Origin of the sequence: Pseudodesulfovibrio thermohalotolerans (genome assembly GCF_021353295.2) — a bacterium.
Classification (GTDB): domain Bacteria; phylum Desulfobacterota; class Desulfovibrionia; order Desulfovibrionales; family Desulfovibrionaceae; genus Pseudodesulfovibrio; species Pseudodesulfovibrio thermohalotolerans.
The window spans coordinates 2,930,123-2,954,362 of the sequence record NZ_CP120635.1; the positions used below are offsets into that span (position 1 = coordinate 2,930,123).

Consider the following 24,240-nt stretch of genomic DNA (forward strand, 5'->3'; position numbering starts at 1 on the left):
AGAGTCCAGAACCGGGGACGCAAAAAAAGCCCCGGCGCATAACGCCGGGGCTTTCGGGAAACCAGATGGAGTATGAATCATTCCCTGTCGCCGAGAAGCTTCTCGCCGATCGGGGTATGGATAACGTCGGCCAGCGCGGCGACAACGGCGGGATCGAACTTGCCGGTATCGCCGGACAGGATGTTCAGGGCCTGTTCCGGATCTTGCGCGCCGCGATAGGAGCGCGGCCGGATCATGGCGCAGAACACGTTGAGAACAGCGAGGATGCGGGCCAGCATGATGATCTCGCCGTCCTTGAGCTTCTTGGGATAGCCCGAGCCGTCGAGGCGCTCGTTCATCTGATAGATGGCCGTGAGCACGCCCTCGTCGATGTCGATATCCTTGAGGATGCGGTAGGCGTATTCCACATGCTTTTCCATCACGCCCTTCTCTTCGGGGGTGAGCTTGCCCGGCTTGGTCAGAATCTCATTGGGCACGAACATCTTGCCGATCTGGGACAGGTTGGCCGATGTCTCAATCTCGGCGATGTCCATTTCGGAGAGATGCATGGTTTTGGCCACTTCCACGGAAAGCCCGGCCATGAGCTTGGTATGCCCGCCCAGATACGGGTCTGCGGCCTCGATGGTGGAACCCAGAGCCTCCATGGCGTTCCTGACGAGTCGCTTGTTTTTCTCCTGCGCGGCCACGAACTCGGTCATGTCGCGATAGACCTCGACGATGCCCTGACAGGTTTCATCCGCGCAAAGATAGGGCGACTTGGACACCTGGAACAGATGCCGCCGGGAACGAATGAAGATGGGCTCGTTGACCGTCATCTTGCGCTTCTCGCTGACGACCACCTCGTCGATGGACTCAAGCCGCTTGGCCGTGTCGAAACCGAAGACGGCCGCGGTATCCATGCCGATAAGTTCCTCACGGGGCCGTCCCGCCGCCGAGGCGAAGGCGTCGTTGACATAGGTGAACTTGCCGTTGACGTCCTTGAGGACGATGAACTCTTCGATATTCGCGTTGATGGAATCAATGAACAGCTTCTGCTCCTCGATCTGCGTGGCCAGGGCGCGGAACTGTTTGGCGACGCGCTGGCTCTGCACGCCGGTCAGAATCCACCAAGCCAGCCCGGCGATCAGCAGTGCCGTCAGAATGCCCAGCCCCGCCACGATGTAGACCGTGCGCTCATACTCCGCGATGGGCTTCATGGCCGCGTCGTAGCTGATCTCCTGCACCAGCCACCAGGCCGGGCCGGGGATGCGCACGCCCATGGAATAAACCTTGGCGTCCACGTTCGCGATGCTCGGCCTGACGCCGAAGGGAATGTGGCCGGTCTCGTCGATCTCCACAGGAAAGGCAACGTCCGTGAAGCCAACGGCGGTCCAGGGAGCGATCTCCCGGAAAACGGCCCCGCTCTTCTGCATGAGCCGGGTCTTCTCGCCCGCTGCCGCCAGGGGGGAGTTGGACAGCAACTCGGTGATCTTGCCGGAGACCTGCCGTGTCATCATGAGCACGCCCACGGCGGGCCGATCGGATTTTCCATCGGTGCGGCCCACTGCCTCGGGCGGATAGATGGGCACGAAAACGTCCATCTCGACACCCTGGGCGGTCTTGCGCACAGAGGAATACTGCGGCCCGTTCGCCTCTATGGCGGCTGCGGCCAGGGCGGTCTGTTCCTGGTTCATGGGCGGTAGATACCCGTCGGTGGCGATGTACGCCTCGCCCTTCCGGCTGAGGATGCGCGCGTTGAGGAAGCCCGAATAGGTGGAGAATTCGCGAAGCATGTTCTCCATCATGGGCAATTGCTCGGCCAGGGTGGCGTCGTCGCCCTCCACGGCCCGGTCGGAATGCAAGGTGCCGAAGAGGTTTGACAGGTCGCCCGCGTAGGTATCCACCTCGGTGGCGTAAAGCCTGAAAAGATCGGACTTGATAAGCCGGTCGCCCTGGTGGGACAGATTTTCGAGCCAGGAGGCAATGACTTCGGTGCGCCCCTGCGTCAACAGCTCGAACCGCTTCTGCTGGTGTTCCAGCACCTCGGCCTTCTTGTCCCGCACCGCTTTGGCGGCGAGCAGGACAATGCCCACCGAGAGAGCCAGCACGACGGCCAGGACCACGCCGATCCTGACGCCCTGCCCGGTCGCCCCGACGGACTCGGGGACCTCGGCGGTCTTGATAAGGTGTTCAGACATTTCCATTCTCCATCTGGTTTATGGCCCCCGCGGGGCGGGCCTTAATTCTTCGCTTTTTCATACGCGGTCCGTTTCTTGGGAGCCACGTGCATCCAGCGGTACTTCTCGTTCACCGAGTACTGCGGGACGTAATGCCTGTACCGCGAATGGGACAGGACCATGTTGGTCTGATTGTCTAGGATATAGATGTCGTCCGAGGCGTAAACCGCCAGGACCGCGTGGCCGATGCCCCGGATGGCGTCCCGGACGGCCACGATGCGCAACTGATCGCCGGTGAAGCCGAGTTCTTCCAAGGCGTAGAACTTGGCTATGGAGTAGTCTTCGCAATCACCGGATTTCTTGAGGAATACCCAGGGCGTCGCCCAGTATTCGCTGACCCCCCAGTTGGTCTTGTCCAACCGATAGGGCCATTTGTTGAAAAACTTGGTCACGGCCCTGAGCCGATCCATCTCGGACTTGTCGCCGACCTGCGCCTTGAGGGTCTCCCACGCCTTCCTGGACGGATGGCCGGACGTTTGACTGTCGTTGAAGTACCCCTTCCACGCCTTCATCTTGTCGAGCACGCGCGTCCACTTGGGCAGCTTCTGCAACTTGCCCTTGAACTCCAAGGTCCCGAACAGTTGGCGTTTGCCGGGGTCGGCCGCCTGGGCGTCCGGAGGCCGGACAAGGATTGCCGCAAGGCAGACCGCGCAAAGCGCGACCGCCAACGCCAAGTATATGCCCCGCACCGGCCTCATTCACTCCTCATCGTTCCCTGAGCGCGTTCTGCTTCGCCTTGAGCAAAGGCTTGAGCAGATAGTCCAATACGGACTTCCGGCCGGTCAGGATATCGACGCTCGCGGTCATGCCCGGGATAATGGGCAGCTGCTGGCCGCGATAGGTGATGGCGTTCTCCTTGGTGCGCACCTTGACCAGATAGTGGCTCTCGCCCTTCTCGTCCTCAATGGTGTCCGCCGAGATGTTCTCGACCTCGCCGTCCAAGCCGCCGTAAATGGAAAAGTCATAGGCCGTGATCTTGACCATGGCCTTCTGGCCGGGGTGCAGGAAGGCGATGTCCGAAGGCTTGACCTCCGCCTCGATGAGCAGGGTGTCGTCCAGGGGCACGACCTCCATGATGGACTGGCCGGGCCGGACCACGCCGCCGATGGTGTTTATCATGATGTGCTTGACCACGCCCCTGACCGGCGAGCGCACATCCGTGCGCGTCACCCGGTCCTGACCGGCGAGCGCACATCCGTGCGCGTCACCCGGTCCTGACCGGAGCTCAAATTTTCCAGGATGGAGTTGAGTTCCTGCCTGCGGGTGTTGATCTCTTCCAGTGCCATGGCGCGGTACTCGGCCTTGGCTTGTTCGATGCGGCCGTGAGCCTCCTTGGCGGCCCGGCGAACGCGAGGGATACCCAGGGACAGGGCCTGCATGTCGCCGCGCAGTTGCACCACGGTCTGCTCCAGGCGCAGATAGTCGAGTTCCGAGTGAATCTGCTTCTCCACCAGGGGCTTGGCGATATTGCGCTGTTTCTCGGCCACGTCCAGACTCAGCTTGAGCTGGTTGCGGCGGGCGATCATCTCGTTCACTTCCTGCTCGCGTTGCAGGTACTGGTCCTCAAGCAGGCTGATTTCGATGTTCAGCTTGTCGCGCTGGGCCTTGAAAATGCGCATTTGATCCTCAACCAACTGAGGGTCCTTCTCCTTTATTTCCTTGGAGAAGACCGGCTCGGTGCCGTTTGCTTCGGCCGTGAGCCGGGCGATGGCCACCCTGTGCTCCTGGGCCTTGCTGTAGGCGTCGCGGTAGTAGCTGGCGGCCTGCTCGTTGGAAAGGCGGCAGAGGATGTCGCCCTTTTCCACGGTCTGGCCCTCACGGACGAAAAGCTCGTTCATGATGCCGCCCTCAAGGTTCTGAATCTCCTGGATGCGCTGGGACGGGATGACCCGGCCGAACCCTCTGGTCCGCTCGTCAAGCATGGCCAGTTTCGCCCAGACAATGAAAAAGACGATCAGCAGCAGAATGGCCGTGGATATGAGGTAGGCGAGCTTGTGGCCCTTGCCGTACATGGCCTGGTCCACCTCGCTCATGAACAGCAGCGTTTCCCTATCGTATTTCCGACTCATTTCGTCCTCACATGGAAACCTTGATTTGACCTGACCGCAACCCGTCCAGAACGGCCTTCTTGGGACCGTCCACGACGATCCTGCCGCGATCCATGATTACCAGCCGGTCCACGAGGTCAAGCATGGAGTGCCGATGGGTGATGACGATGAGCGTCTTGCCTTCGATGTATTTCCTGAGCCGCTCCTTGAGGCGATATTCGGACTGGTTGTCCATGTTGCTCGACGGCTCGTCCATAATCAGGATTTCCGGGTCGGGCAAAACGGCGCGCGCGATGGTCACGGCCTGACGCTGGCCGCCGGAAAGGGACGTGCCCCGTTCGCCGACCATCATGCCGAAGCCCGCCGGGTGGTCGCGGACGAAGTCGTTGACCCCGGCTATCTCGGCCGCCGCGTTGATGGACTGATCGTCCGCCTCGGGCAGCCCGAAGGCGATGTTGTCCTTGAGGGTGCCGTAGAAAAGCAGGCTGTCCTGGGAAATATACCCCACCTTGCGGCGCAGGTCCGCCACATCCATCTGGCGGAGGTCGATGTCGCCCACCTGCACCGTGCCCTTCACCGGCTGGTAGAGCCCCACGCAGAGCTTGCCCAGCGTGCTCTTGCCCGCGCCGGTGCGGCCCACGATGCCCACCCTCTCGCCCGGTTTGAGCTTGAGGTTGATGTCGTGAAGCACGGCCCGGTCCGTGCCGGGATAGCTGAAGGACACGTCGGTCAGGGTCAGGGACGGCTCGATGACGCCGTAATGAAAGGTCTCCTTGTCCTCGGGCCGCTCGGACGGCATCTCCATGAGCATGTCCAGGGCGTTCAAGGCCATGCGGGACTGCTGGAAGCGGGAGAGAAGCCCGGCCACTGCCGACAGCGGCGCCATGGACCGTCCCGACAGGATGTTGCAGGCGATGAGACCGCCCACGGTCAGTTCGCCCTTGGCTATGAGATACACGCCGGTAATGATGACGGCCACGGAAACCATCTGGGTGACGAAGACCGAGAAGGTGATGGAGATGTTGGCCATTGTCTTGGCGCGGCTGTTGGAGTGGGCGGACAGGCCGACGACGTTCTCCCAGCGGGCCTGCATCCGGCCCTCGGCCATGCTCGTCTTGATGGTCTCCAGCCCCTGGACGATCTCGAACAGGAGCGCGTGCTTCTGGGTGGATTCCTTGTAGTGGTTCTCGATGATCCGCTGAAAGGGAATCTGGAGGAACACGCCGACAAGGATGACCAGGGGCACGGCTATGAAAATCGGATAGGCGATGGGACCGCCGATGAAGTAGATGACAAAGATGAACAGGACCAGAAACGGCAGGTCGATAAGCGCCACCAGCGAAGACGAGCCAAAGAACTCGCGCAGGGACTCGAACTCCCGGATGTTGTTGGCCACCGCCCCGGCGGACTCCGGCATGTAGTCGAGCCGGGCGGACATGAGGTGGTTCATGATCTTGGAGCCGATAAGGACGTCGGCGTTGCGCCCGGCCACGTCAACGAAGTAGCTGCGCAGATTCTTGAGCAGAAAATCAAAGCAGTATGCGATGCCGATGCCGATGGCCAGGGCCCAAAGGGTCTCGACGGCGTTGTTGGGGATGACCCGGTCGTACACGTTCATGACGAAGAGCGGCGAGGCCACGATGATGATGTTGGTCATGATCGAAGCGCCGATGACGTGCTTGTAGATGGGCCAGAACTTGGCGATGACCCCCCAGAACCACCGCTTGGTCTTGAGCAGCTTCAGCTCGCTGGCCCGCTTGTCCAGCTTGGACTTGCGATGGCAGAAGATGGCGTACCCGGTGTATTCCTCCTCAAGCTTGGCCAGCGGCATTTCGGTCTCGTCCATGCCGTGGCCCGGAACGATGACGCGGGCCGAGGTATCGGTGGAATCCAGCAGCACGCAGGCGTTGCCCCCGCGCAACAGCAGGATGCACGGCAGGACCAGCTTGGTAATGACGCGAAGCTTTTCGCGGTACACGGTCTTGGCGGAAATGCCGATGCGCTCGGCGGAACGCACGATGGATGACGCGGTGATGACGCCGTCCTGCTGGGGAATGCCCGCCTTGAGGGTGGCCGAAGAGACCGGCTTGCCGAGCAGTCGGCTGATAATGGAAAGGCAGATGACCAGAGGCGGCTGAAAATCGATATCCTTGGGGGTGAGCCGCTCGTCCGTCTCCACCTGGGGGGGCTGCTGCATCCCCGGCATGGGGCCCATGCCCGGGGGCATATCTCCCTTGACCGGCTTGCCCGGCTGCATCGGGCCGGATTGCCCACCGGACGGAGGTTCGGGCTGTCCGGGTTGCGACACCGCACGGGCGGCTCCGCTCTCGGATTTTCCGGCTGCGGGAGCGGCCTTCGGATCGGATTTAGCGGCGGCTGGAGCGGCCTTGGCCCCGGGCTTGCCGGGGGTGGACGCCGGCTTCCCTGCGGACGCAGGGCCGGTTTCCCTGCCTGCGGCGCCGGGCATGGGGCCGGTATCCATCTGCGTGGGCCGTGCTCCGGGCTTGCTCTCCCTGGCCTTGGCTGCTCCGGCGGACGGCGTGCCCGGATTGGCGTCGGGCTCGTTCCTCTTATCCTGAGCAGGCTTTGAACCCGCTGGCGACATTGGTTTTTTTTCGGGAGGCATAGATTTCACTTGGATGAAGATTATCTCGCAACAGGAGACACGACTCCGAGTCCCCGTCCATTTCTTACAGTAGTATCTTCACAATCTTTCCCGCAGGACTGCTTTTGTCAAGCTTCAATTGGATTATTCCTTGCTATCCCGGACGGTTCATTCATACGGAAAAAACGATGTCAACGGTAAAACGCGATTCGGGGGAGGCTCATCCGGCCACGGCTATGCCGATCTTGCCCATGGCCAGTCCCTCTTCCCAATACCGATGGGCATGGGCAATGTCGTGAAAGCCAAAACGCGCGCCGTCCAGAAGCACAGCCAGGGCGTCCTGGTCCACCAGCGCGGCGACGCGCTCCAGAATCTCGCCGATCCGCCCCCTTCCCCTGCCCGTAATCAGAGGCAAGAGCATGAAGACAACGTGCAGGGACAGCCCCCCGGCGTGGAGCGGCCCAAGGTCATGGGTGGAGCGGGTGTTGGTGGAGACCACACGGCCATTATTGCGGACCGCGCGAAAGGAGTTGTCCAGAACCGGCCCGCCCACGGTATCGAAAACCGCGTCAAACCCCTCGCCGCCGGTGCAATCGCGGATGTATTCGTCCACGCCCGCCGCCGCATAGTCGATGGGCGTGCCGCCCAGGGCCTCGACCACCGCCGCCTTGTCCGGACTGGAGACCGTGGCGAAAACCTCGGCTCCGGCATGGACCGCGAGCTGTACGGCCATATGCCCCACGCCCCCGGCTCCGCCATGAACAAGGAGCCGCTCGCCGGCCGTGAGTCCGGCCTTGTCGAACAGGGCCATCCAGGCCGTGACCGCGACCAGCGGCAAAGCCCCGGCGTCCGCCAGGTCCATGCGCTCGGGGGCGCGCGCCAGCAACCGCTCGTCCGCCGCCACGTATTCGGCCAACGCGCCAGGCAGCCCCTTGACGCCGCCCGGACAGCCGAACACCCGGTCGCCTTCCATGAAGCGGGTGACGCCGGAGCCAACGGCTTCCACGACGCCGGACGCATCCATGCCCAACAGAGCGGGCGGCTCGGGCGCAAAGGCCAAGGCCGCGCCCAGCGTGGCGATCTTGTTATCGATGGGGTTGAGACTCGACCCGGCGACACGGACCAGCACCTCGCCCGGTCCCGGCTCCGGCACCGGCACGTCGCGCTCGGCAAAAAGATAGTCCCTGCCGTATTCCTCAAGCAGCATGGCTTTCATGGGCGAATCCTCCGGGAAAGCATGGTACCCGCATCCATCCGGCCTGTACAGCGACGGGACGAAGGCGGAAAATGAGTAGACCAAAGCGTACGAGTGGTTCATCATGTGCGGATGGCACCTAACGAAAACGCAAAACGCCTCCGCCAACCCCACGTACTGCCCATGTCCCGCCGGGAGATGGACGAACTTGGCTGGCAGGAGTTGGATATTCTCCTGGTCACGGGCGACGCCTACGTGGACCACCCTTCTTTCGGCGCGCCCCTGCTTGGACGCTGGCTGATCCGCCACGGATTTCGCGCGGGCATCTGCGCCCAGCCCGCCTGGGACAAGGCGGACGACCTCCTGCGCATGGGCCGCCCAAGGCTGTTCGCAGGCGTCACGGCAGGGTCGCTGGATTCCATGCTGGCCCACTACACGGCATTTCGCAAAAAGCGGTCCGACGACGCCTACACCCCCGGCGGCAAAGCGGGCGCGCGTCCCAACAGAGCGTGCATAGCCTACACCAACGCGGTGCAGCGGGCCTTTCCCGGCCTGCCCGTGATCCTGGGCGGCATCGAGGCATCCCTGCGGCGTGTCTCCCACTACGATTTCTGGTCCGATTCCGTGCGCAAATCCGTACTCCTGGATTCCAAGGCCACGGCCATCACCTACGGCATGGCCGAGAACTCCATCATCACCGTGGCCCGGACCATCGAGACCATTCTCGAAGAGACCGGCGAAGTGGACCTGCGCGCCCTGCGCCCCCAACTGGCCGGGCTCCCCGGCCTGGCCGTGACAGGGACCAGGGAAGACATCCCCAACGGTGCCGACATTCTGGAGCTGCCCTCCCACGAAACCATCCTGGCCGACCCGAAGCAACTCATCGAGGCCACGAAACTGCTCGAAAAGCAGGTACACCAGAACAAGGCCACGGCCATACAGGAAACCGGCGGACGGCTGGTCCTGATTACCCCGCCCGGCCCGCCTCTCGACTCCAAAGGGCTGGACGAGCTGGCCGAGCTGCCCTTCACACGGCTGCCCCACCCCGCTTACCGCGAACGCATCCCGGCGGCGGACATGATCCGCACCAGCGTGACCACCCACCGGGGCTGCTCGGGCGGCTGCTCCTTCTGCACCCTCGCCCTGCACCAGGGACGGACCATCCGCTCCCGGAGCCGCGAGTCCATCCTCAAGGAGGTCGAATCCATCACCAAAGTCAAGGGATGGACCGGGTCCATCTCGGACGTGGGCGGCCCCAGCGCGAACATGTGGGGCGCGCACTGCGCCTCCGACCAGTCGAAATGCGAACGGCCCAGTTGCCTGACCCCGCGCATCTGCAAGCACTACCGCGTGGCCCAGCGCGATTTCGTCGGCCTGCTGCGGTCCGTGTCGGACGTCAACTCCGTGGAACACGTCCGCGTGGCCTCGGGCTGGCGCATCGACCTGGCCGTGACCGACATGCGGGCCCTGACCACCCTGATCCGCGAATTCGTGGGTGGCCAGGCCAAGGTCGCGCCCGAGCATCAGGTGGACCACGTGCTCAAGCTCATGCGCAAGCCGCCGTTTTCGACCTTCGAGACCTTCCTCGACCTCTTTGACAAGGAGTCGAAAAAGGCGGGCAAAAAACAATACGTCATCCCGTACCTCATGTCCGCCTTCCCCGGCTGCACCGAGGAGGACATGCGCGAACTGCACGCCTGGCTCGACTCACGCGGCTGGCGGCCCGAACAGGTCCAATGTTTCATCCCCCTGCCCGGCACGGCCGCCGCGGCCATGTACCACGCCGAATGCGACATGCAGGGAAAGCCCATCCATGTCGCCAAGACCGACGCGGAACGACTGCGCCAGCACGCCATCCTCATGCCGAACACCGGCCGACCGCCCAAGGGAGCTTCCCGTGGAAACGATCGAAAGCGGCCGCGACGCGGTGGAGCGCGGCACAGGAAATAGCGACGGTTGCGGGGCGCGCAATATTGCAGATATGTATATCCGCGACCTAACAATTACGTTTTTGTAAAATAATTCCGCCTTTTTCGTATGCGGATACGGGCGAAATGCCCGGTCCGCCGCCATATTTCGTTCATGGCATCGTGTTTGCTTTACATAAGCCATGCATGTGAGCGTCCACGGATTGAAACTGTCGGCCCTGCAGACCATCTGCCAGGTCATCGACCAGACCATCGAACTGCAGACGGCGTTGGACGGTGTTTTGAAAATCCTGTCCGAACAGTTGGCCATGCAGCGGGCGACAGTCACCCTCTTCGACCCCGAGACGGGTCAGTTGTCCATCAACGCCTCCTACGGTCTGACCGCCGAGGAGAAACGTCGCGGCGTGTACCGCCTGGACGAGGGCGTCACCGGGCGCATTTTCCAGACCGGCGAACCGTATTACGTTCCGGACATCGACAACGAGCCGCTCTTCCTGGACAAGACCGGATCGCGCCGGGTCAAGCGCGGCATGATCTCCTTCATCGGGGTACCGATCCTCCTGCACGGCGACCCCATCGGCGTGCTCAACGTGGACCGTCTCTTCGAGGACGAGGTCGACTTCGAAGAGGATGTCGACTTCCTCAAGGTCGTGGCCACGCTCATCAGCCAGTTCCTCAGCCTGAACGAGAAGATCATGGCCCGCGAGGCCGCCCTGAAACGGGAGAACACCTCCCTCAAGTACCAGATTTCCAAGAACACCAAGGGGCCGTACATAGTGGGCCAGAGCTCGGCCATGGTCGAGGTGCAGCGCCAGATGGAGAAGGTCTCCCCCACCAGGGCCACAGTGCTGCTGCTTGGCGAATCCGGCGTGGGCAAGACGCTCATCGCCCGCATCATCCACGAGCTGTCTGAACGCAAGGGCAACCCGTTCATCAAGGTCAATTGCGCCTCGATCCCGTGCAACCTCCTGGAATCAGAACTTTTCGGCCACGAGAAAGGGGCCTTCACAGGAGCCACGTCCACCCGGCCGGGCCGGTTCGAGGAGGCGGACACCGGGACCATCTTCCTGGACGAGATCGGCGAACTGCCCATGGAACTCCAGGCCAAGCTCCTGCGCGTGCTCCAGGACAAGGAGCTGGAGCGGCTCGGCTCCAACAGGACCCGCACCGTGGATGTGCGCATCCTCGCCGCCACCAACCGGGACCTCGGCCACCTGGTGGAGCGCGGCCGGTTCCGCCTGGACCTCTACTACCGGCTGAACGTCTTCCCCATCCGCGTGCCCGCGCTCAGGGAGCGCAAGGAGGACATCACCGGCCTGCTCAACCATTTCCTGCGCAAGATGGCCGACAACTACGGACGGAGCATCCACCTGACCTCCACGGCCCTGGACGCGCTGATCCGCTACGACTGGCCCGGCAACGTGCGCGAGATGCAGAACCTCATCGAACGGCTGGTCATCATGTCCGAAGAGGACCGTATCAGCCTGGAATTTCTCAAGTCCTACCTCACGCCGGCCCAGGCGGCCGTCGTACGGGAGGCCATCCCCGTCTCCGAGGACGTTCCGCGCCACACCTCGCTCAGGGAGTTCGAGCGCAACGAGGTCATGGCCGCCCTGGAGCGCAACGGATGGGTCCAGTACAAGGCGGCCGAGGCCCTCGGCCTGTCCGCCCGCCAGATGGGCTACCGGGTCAAGAAATACGGGCTCGAATCCATGATCGCCGAGGGCAGGGCCAAGCTCAGGCGCATCAAGGAGAGCCAGACATAAATTTTGGCATACCCACCTCCACCCTACGCAAGGCGCCCCCTGTCGGACTTCCGGCAGGGGGCGTCGCCCATTTCGCCGCCGTGCCCGCTTGCCCGGGACGCGAAAAAGGCCCCGCCGGGAATCCCGGCGGGGCCATTGCTTTCGATTCGGACCAATACTATTCCGCCGCGCCCAGGGTGCGCACCGAGGCGATCTTCTCCCAATCGTAATAGGTGTTGACGGTCATGCCATCCCTCGCGCAGGTCACACGAACGAACTCCTCACCAAGAAAGAGGGTCGCGTCCTCGTAAACCTCGCCCTCGTTTACCTGAATCTTCACGTCCTTGCGCAGCTTGCGGGACATGGTCCCCTGCACGGGCTTGGACGCGTACTCGAAAACCTTTTCCAACGTCGCCTTGTTCATCTGCTTCTCCTTGATTTTCTCAGGGTTGCGGGCCAAGGCCCGGAAAGGACGTCAACCGGCGCGATTATCCGCACCCCGCGCCGCCTCCGGCGCAGCCCGAGCCGATGCCGCTCCGGCGGACCTTCAGCGCGTTGATGTCGCCGCCCTCGAAAACGTAACGCAGGGCGTCCTCGATGAAGCCGTCCACGGCGTGACACTCGATGCCGTGCTCCTCCAGAAGCATTCTCGGGGTCTCCCCCACGGCGGCGCAAAGCACCGCCCGGCAGTCCTTGAGAACGGCGGCCAGCTCGGCCCACCGCTTGGGACCGCACCCCGCCTGCGGGGCCGGGCGTTCCTCGACGAGCCGGAATCCGCCGGACTCGGACTCGCCCCATATCTGGAAAGCCCCGGCCTCGCCCAAATGCTGGTTGACCAGCAGCCCCTCGCGGGTGGCCACGGCCACGAACGGACGGGCCATCTTCGCCTCCAGGGGCTTGAGCCGGGAACACGCCTGAAGCGTGCCGCACAGGGACGCGGATTGATCGTTGCCGAGCAGCCCCACGGCGTCGGCGCGGCAACGCTTGCAGTGGGTCATCTGTTCGATGTGGACGCCCGCTTCCTTGCGCAGGGGCAGGACGGTCTCGCGTCCGGGCTCCGGAATGTGCGCGAACGGAGTGTCGGCCGTGGGCTTGAGCGGGATCATGTTCTGGATGTCGGCCCCGAGCGAGGCGCAGACCTTGGCCACCTCGACGATGTGGTGATCGTTGACGCCGGGGATGACGATGGAATTCACCTTGACGGTGATGCCGCGCTCCTTGAGGCCCTTGATAGCCGCGAGCTGGCGGTCCAGCAGAATCTCCGCGCCCTTCTCGCCCCGGTAGACCACGTTTCCGTCCTTGACCCAGGCATAGATTTTAGCCCCGATGGCCGGGTCCACGGCGGATATGGTGATGGTCACATGGGACACGCCGAGTTCGGCGATGTCGTCCAGATACGGCAGGATGCCCATGCCGTTGGAGGACAGGCAGAAAAGCAGCTCGGGATGATGCTCGTTCAGGAGGCGCATGGTCTCCAAAGTCTCGGCCGGGTTGGCGAAGGGATCGCCTGGGCCGGCTATGCCCGCCACGGTAATGCGCGGCTCCTTCTCCAGGACCTTTTCCATGTATTCCGCGGCCTGGAACGGCTTGAGCACGCCGCTGGTCACGCCGGGACGGGACTCGTTCACGCAGTCGTACTTGCGGTTGCAGTAGTTGCACTGGATGTTGCATTTGGGGGCCACGGGCAGATGCACGCGGCCGCAGCTTCCGGCGCTGTCCTTATTGAAACAGGGATGCCTGGTCGTGTCCTTGGCGCTCATTGACGAACCCTCCGTCGCTATATGTAACCGTAGCCGATGCTACTATCCGACTGCTTCTTTCCGATGACCGCGTTGACCACGCGGTCGAACAAGGCCTGGGCTCCCCCGTAACCGAGAGTCCGGATGCGCTGGCCGCCGAACCGGTCGTGAATGGGGAACCCGACGCGCACCAGGGGCACGCCCCACGCCTCGGCGTAGCGGTAACCCTTGGAATGCCCGACGAGCATATCCGGGGCGAGCTCGCCCGCCTCGGCTGCGATATCGTGAAAATCCACGCCCTCTCGCACCTCGGGAGCCACGCGGGCCACGCCGTCGGTGACACGGGCAATGGCCTCCTCAAGCCCCTTGCCCCGCGCTCCGGTTCCGGCCAGGACCACGTCCACGCCGATCTCGGACAGGAAGGCGCACAGGCCGACGACCAGGTCCTCCTCGCCGTAGACCACGGCGCGCTTTCCGAAAACGTACTTGTGGCCGTCCACATAGGCGTCCACCAAACGGCCGCGCTCCAACTCGTAACGGCGTGGCAGAGACGTGCCGGAGATGGCCTCCAGCGCCTCGAAAAAGGCGTCCGACTCGCGCAATCCCATGGGCAGGCCCATACGGTGATTGGGAACGCCGAACCGCTCCTCCAGGCTGACGCCGCCGGTCCGCGCCGGCAGGCAGCGGCCGAACTCGATGGTCGCCTCCGCGCCGCTCATGGTCTTGATGTCCGCGATGGGTGTGCCGCCCTCGGGGATTTTGACGTAGTCCTCCAGGGCCGGGCCATCCAGGGTCTCTGATATGTCCGGAAGGATGACGGCCCCGAGGCCGAAATGATCGCAGATATCCCGCAGGTGGCGCACATCCTCACAGGAAACCATGTTGGGCAGGATATTCACCCGGCCGTTGGGAGCCGCCTTCTCCAGGCAGAGCTGCTCCACCAGGGAGCGGGCCGCGCCGTGCCAGCCGTCGGTGTGGGTGCCGTTGTAGCTGGGGGTGGAGACCCGGACCAATTCGGGCAGGTCGAGGTCCCCGAATTCGTTACGGAATTCCTTCAAGTACATGGGCACGTCGTCGCCGATGGTCTCGGTCAGACAGGTGGTGGCAACACCGACGAGCTTGGGCTCGTACTTCCGCATGACGTTGAGAATGCCTTTCTTGAGATTCGGGCCGCCGCCGTAAATGGCGTTCTTCTCGCCCAAGGCCGAGGAGGCGATGTCCACCGGCTCACGGAAATGGGAGATGATGTAGCGGCGCATGTAGGTGGCGCACCCCTGGGAGCCGTGCAGAAAGGGAACGGCCCCTTCCACGCCCCGGAAGGCCATGGAGGCCCCGAGCGGAGTGCACAGTTTGCAGGCGTTGGTGGTGGAGACGAAGTTGGGCCTCGCGGTCTTGACCTTACTCATTGATTGCCTCCTTGCGGGCTGTATTCGCGCGGTTGGCGCGCCGGGGAGCGAACCGCCAGACAGGGGACATGACCGACGAGTGAATCTCGCGGGCGAAGTTGAGCATCCCGCTGAATCCCTCCAAGGCCTCCTTGCGCTCGTGGTTGTGATCGCAGAAGCCCACGCCCAGCTTGAAGGCGATGGGCCGTTCCTTGACCCCGCCCACAAACACGTCCACATCCTTTTCCTTGATGAAATGTGACAGTTCGAGCGGATTGGCGTCGTCGATGATGACCGTGCCGGGATCGGTGATCTCGGCCAGTTCGGCATAGTCCTCGCTGGTGCCGGTCTGTGAGCCGACCATCACGACCTTCATGCCCAGATGCCGGAAGGCCTTGACCAGGGAGAACGCCTTGAAGGAGCCGCCCACATACATGGCGACCTTCTTTCCCTCCAGGTCCTTGCGGTAGCGGGCCAGCTCGGGCATGAGCCGGTTCAACTCGTCGCGGACCAGGGCCTGGGTCCTCTCAACTATGCCGGGGTCCCTGTCCTTGAAGAAGTCGGCCACCTTGTAGAGGGATTCCGCCATGTCCTCGATGCCGAGGTAGGACACGCGCTTGAACGGCGTGCCGTATTTCTCCTCCAGCATCCTGGCGAGGTCCTGGGTGGCCCCGGAACACTGAACCAGGTTCAGGGCCGCGCCGTGACACCGGGCGATGTCCGCCACGCGGCCGTCGCCGGTGACGTTGGCCACCACCTGGACGCCCATTTTCTCGAAGTACTCGCGGATGATCCAGATTTCCCCGGCCAGATTGAAGTCACCGAAAATATTGATGGAAACCGGCGATATGTCGGACGTGTCGCCCGTGCCGACGAGCCGGAACATGGCCTTGCACGCGGCCAGATAGCCAGCCCGCTTGTTGCCCTTGAACCCCTCGGACATGACCGGCAGCACAGGGATGCCCTTCTTCTCGGTCATCTTGCGGCAGACCGCCTCCAGGTCGTCGCCGATAAGCCCCACGATGCACGTGGAGTAGACAAAGGCGGCCTTGGGGGAATGGCGGTCGATAAGCTCGTCCAGGGCGGCTTCGAGCTTTTTCTCGCCGCCGAAGATAACATCGGTCTCCTGCAAATCGGTAGAGAATGACAACCGGTGAAGCTCCGGTCCGCTGGACAGGGAACCCCGGATGTCCCAGGTGTAGACCGCGCAGCCGATGGGACCGTGCACCAGGTGCAGGGCGTCGGCGATGGGATAGAGGACCACGCGGGAGCCACAGAACACGCAGGCGCGCTGGCTGACCGCGCCCGCCAGGGAGTCGCGGTTGCAGGCGATGTCGATTGCGCCTTCGCCAGTCCGGTGTATCTGGTCCTTTCTTTCTTCGAGAAGAGCCGAGCTGATCGTACTCATTATTTTCCCCTATGTGGCTGAATTGAAATCCCTTGAAGGGGGAAGCCCCCTGGCCCCGCCGTCCCTCACGGACAACCACATCTTCGATGGGGACGGCGGGACCGCCTTGGGCCGTTCGCTTCGACGCAGGTTGCGCGGCGGTGGGCGACGGCTTCCGGCATGGGACTCTCGATTTCTAGGAGGCCAGGTATTCGGCGACAGGCTCGCCGTCTTCCAAGCCGTCCAGAATTGCGTCGATCGCCTCTTCGGAATCCACGCCCTTGAACCACCAGTTCTCGGGCTGGATGACCATCATGGGGCCGGACTCACACTGTTTGAGGCAGGTGGAACCCACCACCAGGGCGTCCAGGCCGCGATCCAGAATTTCCTCCTCCACGTACTGCAGGAAACCGTCGGTCTGCTTGTGGCAGATCCCCTTGGGATCTCCGGCCGCTCGGAAGGACTGACAACAGATTATCATTCTCTCGGGGATAGCCATTTACTCACTCTCCTTGCTTATTGACGCTTGTTCTTCTTGCCTTTTTTCCCGCCGCCATAGAGCGCGTCCACGGTCCCCTCGATGCCGCCGTCCGTGACCAGGACGGACAACCCCCTGCCGCTCAGGACGCGCCGGGGGTTTTCTCCGGCCGAGGCGGCGAGGAGCACGAAACAGTCGCTCAGTATTTCCGCCAGCGACTCCCAACGTTCGCTCCCGGAGCCAGGCTCCGGAAGATCGCGGACCTCCAGCAGACAGGCCGGGCCGTCGCCGCGCGGGCCGTAGACCATGGCCTGGACCGCGTGCCCGAGATGCAGGTCCACGTCCATTCCGGTGGAGCTGACCACGGCCACGTTGGGCCGCTCTTTCGTGGGCCGGGGCAGGATCGGCCCTTGGGCGGCCGTTGCATCCCGCGATTCCAGTCCGACAAGGCCCGCGCCGCATTCGTCGAACACGGACACGATGTCGATATGTCGGGCCGCGCGGTCCCGGACCTCGGCCAACAACTCGTCTCCGGCAGCCGCAAGCCCCTCCCCCGCGCCCTCTTTCGGGCAAAACGGGGTCAGGGCCATGACATCCGCGCCCAGCCCGGACATGACCTCGGCGATCCTCTCCACATGGCCTGCGTTCAGTCCGGGGTAGACGGTGGTGTTGATTTTGACGGTCAATCCGGCCTCCTTGAAGGCAGACACGGCCCGGGCCTGGCCTTCGACCAGCAGCCCGGCGGCCTCCTTCAGGGGCAGAGTGCGCGTCGACGGCCGAATCCATGCGTAGAGTTTCTCGGCGACATCCGCTTCCACGGCGTCCACGAGCACGGTGACGTGGGACACGCCCATCCCGGCCAACTCCCCGGCGCATTCGGCGCCGCTCAGCCCAAGGGTCGTCAGGCAGAGGGTCATGTCCGGATATTTTTCCCGGACCATGCGCAGGGTGCGCAGGGTCGGTTCCGGGACGGCCAGGGGATCGCCGGGGCCGGTGATGCCCACGACCGAAACGGAAACGCCATCCTCAATGACACGGTCGAGCCGGGCCAGGGCTTCTTCGGGCGACACGGCCCGCCCAAAAGCGCCGTCAGAAAAACGGGCGCGGGCGTTGGCGCGCGGAGCCACAGGCAGGTGCAGGCGGCCCACGGTCTTACGCGCGGCCATGCCGAAACAGGGATGGGAAGCGTATTTTTCGACGTTGCTCTTTGACATGACGGCCTTCTCGGTTTCGGGGTTTGGTCCGGGGCGAAGGGGGAAGGTCTCCGCCCCGGACCGGGTCTGAACGCTACAGGACGAGCTCGAAGGTCGTCTCCGGGTCATCGCGGTCCTTGCGGTCCAGGAGCAGGGTCAGGATCTTCTCAAGGAGCCTGAGCCCGCCCTTGTAGCCGACCGTGGGGAAGTACTGATGCCCCTGGCGGTCCAGGATGGGGAATCCCCAGCGCAACAGCGGGATGTCCTCGTCGCGGGCGATGTACTTGCCGTAGGTGTTGCCGATAAGCAGGTCGACCGGCTCGTTCTTGATCCACTGGTGCATGAGGAACATGTCGCCCTTGGCCTTGACTTTGACCTCGAACGGCTTGTCCGCGCAGATTTCCTTGATGCGTGCCTCGAACTTCTTGCCCGGGGTGCCGGTGACGACGTAGACGGGCTGCATGTCCAGGGAGACCAGGAACTCGCACATGGAGATGAGCTGATCCGGGTCGCCCCAGATGGCCACGCGCTTGCCGTAGAAGTACTGGTGCATGTCGGAGATCATGTCCACGAGCTGGCCGCGCTCGAAGGCCACGGATTCAGGCACGGACACGCCCGCCACGGTGCGCAGCACGTCGATGAAACGGTCGGTGGCCGCCAGGCCGAAGGGCATGTCCAGCACGGTGCACGGGACCTTGCACTTGGCGTCAAGCCAACGGGCGGCGTCGGCCGAGCACCACTCCCCGAGGGCCAGGGTGCCGATGGCGTCGCCGGTCTTCTTCAACTGGGCAACGGTCACGCCGCCGTCCGGGAACATCTTGTATTCGCCGGTCAGGGGGGCGTTGAGCACGCCGTCGGTGTCCGGGAACAGGGTGATGTCCACGCCGACCATTTCGGCGATGCGCTTGATCTCGGCCATGTCGGCGGGCTCGACCCAGCCGGGGATGACGTTGACCTTGTGCGATTTGTGCCCGGACGGCTCGGCCAGCTGGGCCATGGACTTGACCATGTTGGAGAAGCCGGTCACGTGGGAGCCCACGTAGCTCGGGGTGGCCGCGCCGAGGCAGGTCTTGCCTTCGGGCACCTTGCCGGACTTGGTGGCCTTGTCGAAGATCTGTTTCAGATCGTCGCCGATGGTCTCGGACAGGCAGGTGGTGTGCACGGCGATCACTTCCGGGTCGTAGACCGTGAAGATGTTGTCGATGGCCTGCACCAGGTTGGCGTGCCCGCCAAAGACCGACGCGCCCTCGGTGAAGGACGAGGTGGCCGCGGAGATGGGCTCCTTATAGTGCCGGGTCAGTGTCGAGCGGTGGTAGGCGCAGCAACCCTGGGAGCCGTGGGAATGCGGCAGGCATCCGTGGATGCCGAGCGCAGCGTACATGGCCCCGATGGGCTGGCACGTCTTGGCCGGGTTGATGGTGAGCGCCTTGCGCTCCTTGATCTCAACGGGTGTATGTTTCAGTAAAGCCATTGTAGTCTCCTATTCCCAAACAAAGGTGGCGGTCAGTTCGGGGGATTCCTGCCAGGGGGCCTTCATGTAGGACCACACCTTGGAGGTCACGAGCCGATCAATTTCCTTGTAGAAGTTGATGGCGCCCTTGAACCCGGCATAGGGGCCGCCGGAGTCGTAGCTGTGCAGCTGCTTCATGGGCACGCCGAGCTTCTGGATGGAGAACTTCTCCTTGATGCCCGCGCAGAAGATGTCGGGCTTGAGCAGTTCGACCAGCTTGTCGGCCTCGTACTGGTTCAGGTCGTCGATGACGAGAGTGCCCTTGTCCATCTGCTCGTTCAGGCCCGCGTAGTGCTTGAACTCGTAACCGGCGTCTTCCAACGCCTTCAGTTCCTCGGGCGTCTTGCGCGGGTTGTAGAGCTTCTCGTCGGCCTCGACCGTGATCTCCTCGATGTTCCGGGAGTCGGCGTCGGGCTTGAGCTCGGGGATGACGTGACGGCCTTCGTAGTCGTCGCGGTGGGCGAACTCGTACCCGGCGGACAGGGTCTTCATGCCCATCTCGGCGAAGAGGTCTTGGTAGTGGTGGGCGCGGGAGCCGCCGACGAACAGCATGGCGGTCTTGCCCTCGGTGTGCGGGCGGACCTGTTCGGCCATGGCCTTGACCTCGGGCATCTCCTCGGCGATGACCTCCTCGACCCGGTCGATGAGTTCCTTGTCGCCGAAGTACTCGGCGATCTTGCGCAAGGACTTGGCCGTGGACTCGGCGCCGATGAAGTTCACCTTGATCCACGGGATGCCGTATTTGGTCTCAAGCATGTCGGCCACGTAGTTGATGGACCGGTGGCACATGACGCAGTCGAGGTCGGCGTGCTGGGCGGAGGCGAACTGGTCATAGGACGAATTCCCGGAGAAGGTCGAGATGTTGGTGATGCCGCACTTCTTGAAGATGCGGTCGATCTCGAAACCGTCGCCGCCGATGTTGTACTCGCCCAGCAGGTTGATCTTGTACTTACCTTCCTTGGCCTCCTCGTTCTCGCCCACCAGATGGCTGAAGACCTGGTTGTTGGCGATGTGGTGGCCGGCGGACTGGGAAACGCCCTTGTACCCCTCGCAGGAGAAGGCGAAGACGTTGCAGTCGCCGAACTTCTCCTTCATCTTCTTGGAGACCGCGTGGATGTCGTCGCCGATGAGACCCACCGGGCAGGTGGCGAAGACGCAGATCCCCTTGGGATGGAAGATGTCGTAGGCTTCCTGGATGGCGGCCGCGAGCTTCTTCTCGCCGCCGAAGATGATGTCCTGGTCCTGCATGTCCGTGGAGAAGCAGTAGGGCATGTAGTTCTCGCCGTCCGGACCGGGATCGGTCTGGTTGCGACGGGTCAGCCAGGAGTAGAATCCACAGCCGATGGGGCCGTGGGTGATGTTCAGGATGTCGCGGGTCGGCCCCATGATAACGCCCTTGCAACCCGCGTAGGTGCAACCGCGCATGGTGATGATGCCCGGGATGGTGCGGACGTTCGCCAGGATCTCGGGCGGCGCCTCGGCTTCCGTGGCTTCATTGATCATTATCTGCTTGGCGCGCTTCCGGGCCACCTTGGGAGGATACTTCTTCAGAAGCTCTTCCTTGATGTCGGTGGGCATGAGCTGCACCACTTTCTTCGTCTTGGCCATTCTCAATACTCCTTCGTGTTGCCTAGGCTATGGCCTTAGCGCCGGTCTCGGCGGTTCTGACGCGAACGGCGTCGCCGACGGGCAGGACAAAGATCTTGCCGTCGCCCGGCTTGCCGGTCTTGTTGGCGGCGATGACGGCTTCGACCACGTCGGCCACCTGATCATCGGGGACCACTACCGTTACCATGCGCTTGGGATAGAGCTTGCCCTTCTCACCGAGCACGGCGGCGGCTTCCTCGTAGCCGCTCTCCGCGCCCTCGACGACGGCGGCGTTGACGAACCCCTTGCCCCGGCCTTCCGCGGCGTGGGCGAAGTAGGCGTCCACTCCGGCCTCGTTCAAGGCGGCCTTGGTCTGGTTCATCATGTTCATGCGCACGACTGCGATGACTTCCTTCATTACGCGGCCTCCTCGGCGGCGGTCTCGTTGACGCCGGAACTGATGGTGTAGACGTCTTCGACGTCCGAAACGAAAATCTTGCCGTCGCCAAAAGCTCCCTTGGCACCGGAACGGGCGGCGTCCATTATGGTGTTGACCACGAAATCCTTGTCCGCCGCCTTGACCACGCACATGAGCATGGTTTTGGGAATCTCGTCGTAGGTGACTTCGCCGATCTTGATGCCGCGCTGCTTGCCGCGACCGGCCACGGAGTATTTGGTGACTGCGGGAAAACCATTGTCCATCAGGGCGGCCAGGACCTCATCCGATTTCTCGGGCCGCACAATCGCTCGTACCATGATCATCATTTTTGCTCTCTCCTATCTCTTCGTAATTACTGACTTTGATCGTTTTTCGGTATTACATCCGCCATATTTCGAGGTTGGTTTTCCCCTGTAGGCACGGAATTCTTTCGAATTCCGCGCCTGCCGGGGCCGCCGACCGGGCGAAATGTTCGGGAGAACTAGGCGGCTTCCATGATGCCGTAGTCCATGAGCAGCTTTTCCAGGTCTTCGATCTCGAGCGGGGTCGGAATAACGAACATCTCGTTTTCGTCGATGGCTTTGGCCAAACCGCGGTACTCGTTGGCCTGAGGAACGTCGCCGTCCCATTCGATAACGGTCTTGCGGTTGATTTCGGCGCGCTGCACGTCGTTGTCGCGGGGAACGAAGTAGATCATCTGGGTGCCAAGCTTGGAGGCAAGTTCGGTAATCAGATCGGCCTCGCGGTCCGTGTTACGGGAGTTGCAGATGAGCCCGCCCAGACGGACGCCGCCGGATTCAGCGTACTTCATGATGCCCTTGCAGATATTGTTGGCCGCGTACATGGCCATCATCTCGCCGGAGCAGACGATGTAGATTTCCTGGGCCTTGCCGTCGCGGATGGGCATAGCGAAGCCGCCGCAAACAACGTCGCCGAGGACGTCGTAGAAGGCGTAGTCCAGCCCTTCCGACTCCTCGTAGGCCCCGAGGGACTCCAGCATGTTGATGGAAGTGATGATGCCGCGTCCCGCACAGCCCACACCGGGCTCGGGGCCACCGGATTCCACACACCAGGTACCGCCGAAGCCGGGCTTGCGGATATCTTCGAGTTCCACGTCCTCGCCTTCCTCGCGAAGGGTATCCAGAACGGACTTCTGAGCCAGACCACCGAGTAGCAGACGGGTGGAGTCGGCCTTGGGGTCACAGCCCACGACCATGACCTTGCGGCCCATTTCCGCCAATCCGGCGACCGTGTTCTGGGTGGTGGTGGACTTGCCGATGCCGCCCTTTCCGTAAATAGCTACTTTCCTCATGGTTTCTCCTCCAGGGTTTTGTTTGCGTCGATGGCCTCATTTGGCAAAGGTCGTGCCAATTTACGCAACTACAAACAACACGCTGTCATATAAGGAGAAATATGAAAGGCATCGGTAAAAACGCTACCTACGAAAAATGTAGGTTGCGACCACTTGACCAGACAGAACTGTAGGAACCTACAAAAACGTAGGCTGATCCATCCTTTTTTTGTAAAAGAATTATGCCTTTAATTACAGCGTGTTATAGAATCCACCCAATTTGGCACCGTTCATGCTGAAGAGGAATCATCACCGGCAACCATCCACAAGGACGAAGCACATGTTGATCGACACCACACTCAGGGAAGGAGCGCAGCTTTTCGGGGCCTACTTTTCCATGGAGGCCAGGGAACGGATCATATCCGGCCTGCTGGCCGTCGGCGTGGAGGAGATCGAGCTCGGCTGGGTCGGACAGGAAGGGCTGGACGAACTCCTGGGCAGGACGAAAAATCGGCGCGGCCGCACCGCCCTGTCCGTCTGGTCGCCCTGCCGCGAAACAGACATCCGTACTGCCGCGAGACTGGGGATCGAACGCATCAACATCGGTGTCCCGGTTTCCGACCTGCACATAGGGGAACGGCTCAAGACCGACCGCGAGGGGCTTCTGGAACGCCTGGCCCGCACCGTGCTCGCGGCCCGTCTCATGGGCATCGGCTATGTGTCCGTGGGGTTGGAGGACGTGTCCAGGGCAGACCGGGACTTCGCCCTCAAGGCGGCTGGTCTGGCGCAAGACGTGGGCGCGTCCCGCATCCGCCTGTCCGACTCACTCGGGCTGCTCTCCCCATCAGGAACCATGGAACTCGTCGCCGCTTTCAGGAGCAAACTTGAAATCGACCTGGCCGTGCATTGCCACGACGACTTCGGCATGGCCACGGGCAACGCCGTTTCCGCGCTGTCCGCCGGAGCGCATTTCGCCGACGCCAGCCTGCTCGGCATCGGCGAACGGTCGGGCATCGCGGCCACAGAGGAGCTGGCCGCTTATCTGGCAATCAAGGAGGAAAGCCATGCGTATGATGTTCAAAACCTTCGCGGACTCTGCCATTTCGTTTCTGAAGCTGCCGGGGTACCGATTCCCCGAACCAAGGCGATCGCGGGCAAGGACATTTTCGCTTGCGAGTCCGGCCTGCACGCGCACGCCCTCAGCAAGTCGCCCGGTCTTTTCGAGCCGTTCGATCCAAGTCGCATCAGCGCGAACCGGATGGTCGCGGTTGGCGGCAAAAGTGGGCGAGCGGCAGTGGCCCGCGCCCTCGCCGACCACGGCCTCGACCTTCCGGAACAGGGTCTCGCGGCCCTTGTCCGCGAAGTAAGGAAACTGGCCTGGGAGCTGGAACGCCCCCTGACCTGCGGGGAACTGACCGAACTCGTCAAAAACTAGGAGGCTCCATGCTCAGGAAGCTGCTTTTCATCTGTCTGTGGCTCTGCGTCCTGTCCGGC

20 protein-coding genes are annotated in these 24,240 nt (G+C 62.8%); 3 read left to right on the plus strand and 17 right to left on the minus strand.

From position 1 onward, the window contains the following. Positions 1 to 77: 77 nt before the first annotated feature. From LF599_RS13760 to LF599_RS13780, 6 genes are all read right to left on the minus strand, one after another. The gene (locus tag LF599_RS13760; protein WP_279521167.1) at positions 78 to 2,177 is read right to left on the minus strand and encodes an HD domain-containing phosphohydrolase; all 2,100 of its coding nucleotides are present in this window, start codon (positions 2,175 to 2,177) and stop codon (positions 78 to 80) included. Positions 2,178 to 2,218: 41 nt separating this feature from the next. After that, the gene (locus LF599_RS13765) at positions 2,219 to 2,914 is read right to left on the minus strand and encodes a transglutaminase-like cysteine peptidase (protein ID WP_279521168.1); all 696 of its coding nucleotides are present in this window, start codon (positions 2,912 to 2,914) and stop codon (positions 2,219 to 2,221) included. A gap of 7 nt (positions 2,915 to 2,921) precedes the next feature. Then, complete coding sequence (locus tag LF599_RS18340) at positions 2,922 to 3,386, minus strand: HlyD family type I secretion periplasmic adaptor subunit (protein WP_404823705.1); 465 nt, start codon at positions 3,384 to 3,386, stop codon at positions 2,922 to 2,924. Further along, on the minus strand, positions 3,383 to 4,285 hold the full coding sequence (locus tag LF599_RS13770; protein ID WP_404823706.1) for a hypothetical protein: 903 nt from the start codon (positions 4,283 to 4,285) through the stop codon (positions 3,383 to 3,385). The genes LF599_RS18340 and LF599_RS13770 overlap by 4 nt, the downstream gene beginning before the upstream one ends. A 7-nt stretch (positions 4,286 to 4,292) precedes the next feature. After that, positions 4,293 to 6,491, minus strand: coding sequence for a type I secretion system permease/ATPase (locus LF599_RS13775; protein ID WP_404823758.1), 2,199 nt, complete (start codon positions 6,489 to 6,491; stop codon positions 4,293 to 4,295). Positions 6,492 to 7,089: 598 nt separating this feature from the next. Continuing rightward, complete coding sequence (locus tag LF599_RS13780) at positions 7,090 to 8,085, minus strand: zinc-dependent alcohol dehydrogenase family protein (protein ID WP_279521170.1); 996 nt, start codon at positions 8,083 to 8,085, stop codon at positions 7,090 to 7,092. Positions 8,086 to 8,247: 162 nt separating this feature from the next. Here LF599_RS13780 and LF599_RS13785 point away from each other — a divergent pair, with 162 nt between their 5' ends. Next, a complete protein-coding gene (locus LF599_RS13785) occupies positions 8,248 to 10,014 on the plus strand; it encodes a YgiQ family radical SAM protein (RefSeq protein ID WP_404823707.1) in 1,767 nt (588 codons plus the stop codon). Between the two features lie 160 nt (positions 10,015 to 10,174). Beyond that, positions 10,175 to 11,758 carry a sigma 54-interacting transcriptional regulator gene (locus LF599_RS13790; RefSeq protein WP_279521172.1) on the plus strand — a complete coding sequence of 528 codons (1,584 nt, stop codon included), beginning with the start codon at positions 10,175 to 10,177 and terminating at the stop codon, positions 11,756 to 11,758. Between the two features lie 157 nt (positions 11,759 to 11,915). Here LF599_RS13790 and LF599_RS13795 read toward each other — a convergent pair whose 3' ends face one another. From LF599_RS13795 to nifH, 11 genes are all read right to left on the minus strand, one after another. Continuing rightward, on the minus strand, positions 11,916 to 12,161 hold the full coding sequence (locus tag LF599_RS13795) for a hypothetical protein (protein ID WP_279521173.1): 246 nt from the start codon (positions 12,159 to 12,161) through the stop codon (positions 11,916 to 11,918). A gap of 64 nt (positions 12,162 to 12,225) precedes the next feature. Then, positions 12,226 to 13,497, minus strand: a complete 1,272-nt coding sequence (locus LF599_RS13800; RefSeq protein WP_279521174.1) for a radical SAM protein — start codon at positions 13,495 to 13,497, stop codon at positions 12,226 to 12,228. Between the two features lie 17 nt (positions 13,498 to 13,514). Continuing rightward, positions 13,515 to 14,882 (minus strand): nitrogenase component 1, encoded by a 1,368-nt coding sequence (locus tag LF599_RS13805; RefSeq protein ID WP_279521175.1) that lies wholly within the window; start codon positions 14,880 to 14,882, stop codon positions 13,515 to 13,517. Continuing rightward, positions 14,875 to 16,269, minus strand: a complete 1,395-nt coding sequence (gene nifE / locus LF599_RS13810) for a nitrogenase iron-molybdenum cofactor biosynthesis protein NifE (protein ID WP_404823709.1) — start codon at positions 16,267 to 16,269, stop codon at positions 14,875 to 14,877. Before nifE ends, LF599_RS13805 begins: the two co-directional genes overlap by 8 nt. 175 nt (positions 16,270 to 16,444) lie before the next feature. Next, positions 16,445 to 16,747: a (2Fe-2S) ferredoxin domain-containing protein gene (locus LF599_RS13815; protein ID WP_269943600.1), complete on the minus strand. Its 303-nt coding sequence runs from the start codon at positions 16,745 to 16,747 to the stop codon at positions 16,445 to 16,447. A gap of 17 nt (positions 16,748 to 16,764) precedes the next feature. Beyond that, positions 16,765 to 17,940, minus strand: a complete 1,176-nt coding sequence (locus LF599_RS13820; RefSeq protein ID WP_279521176.1) for a radical SAM protein — start codon at positions 17,938 to 17,940, stop codon at positions 16,765 to 16,767. A gap of 73 nt (positions 17,941 to 18,013) precedes the next feature. Beyond that, the gene (gene nifK / locus LF599_RS13825; RefSeq protein WP_279521177.1) at positions 18,014 to 19,390 is read right to left on the minus strand and encodes a nitrogenase molybdenum-iron protein subunit beta; all 1,377 of its coding nucleotides are present in this window, start codon (positions 19,388 to 19,390) and stop codon (positions 18,014 to 18,016) included. Between the two features lie 9 nt (positions 19,391 to 19,399). Next, the gene (nifD, locus tag LF599_RS13830; protein ID WP_279521178.1) at positions 19,400 to 21,037 is read right to left on the minus strand and encodes a nitrogenase molybdenum-iron protein alpha chain; all 1,638 of its coding nucleotides are present in this window, start codon (positions 21,035 to 21,037) and stop codon (positions 19,400 to 19,402) included. Between the two features lie 22 nt (positions 21,038 to 21,059). Next, entirely contained in the window at positions 21,060 to 21,434 is a 375-nt protein-coding gene (locus LF599_RS13835) for a P-II family nitrogen regulator (RefSeq protein ID WP_269943597.1), read from the minus strand. Continuing rightward, entirely contained in the window at positions 21,434 to 21,781 is a 348-nt protein-coding gene (locus LF599_RS13840) for a P-II family nitrogen regulator (RefSeq protein WP_269943596.1), read from the minus strand. Before LF599_RS13840 ends, LF599_RS13835 begins: the two co-directional genes overlap by 1 nt. A gap of 155 nt (positions 21,782 to 21,936) precedes the next feature. Then, the gene (gene nifH / locus LF599_RS13845; protein WP_269943595.1) at positions 21,937 to 22,767 is read right to left on the minus strand and encodes a nitrogenase iron protein; all 831 of its coding nucleotides are present in this window, start codon (positions 22,765 to 22,767) and stop codon (positions 21,937 to 21,939) included. Positions 22,768 to 23,086: 319 nt separating this feature from the next. Here nifH and LF599_RS13850 point away from each other — a divergent pair, with 319 nt between their 5' ends. Beyond that, positions 23,087 to 24,181, plus strand: coding sequence for a LeuA family protein (locus tag LF599_RS13850; RefSeq protein WP_279521179.1), 1,095 nt, complete (start codon positions 23,087 to 23,089; stop codon positions 24,179 to 24,181). Positions 24,182 to 24,240: the final 59 nt, after the last annotated feature.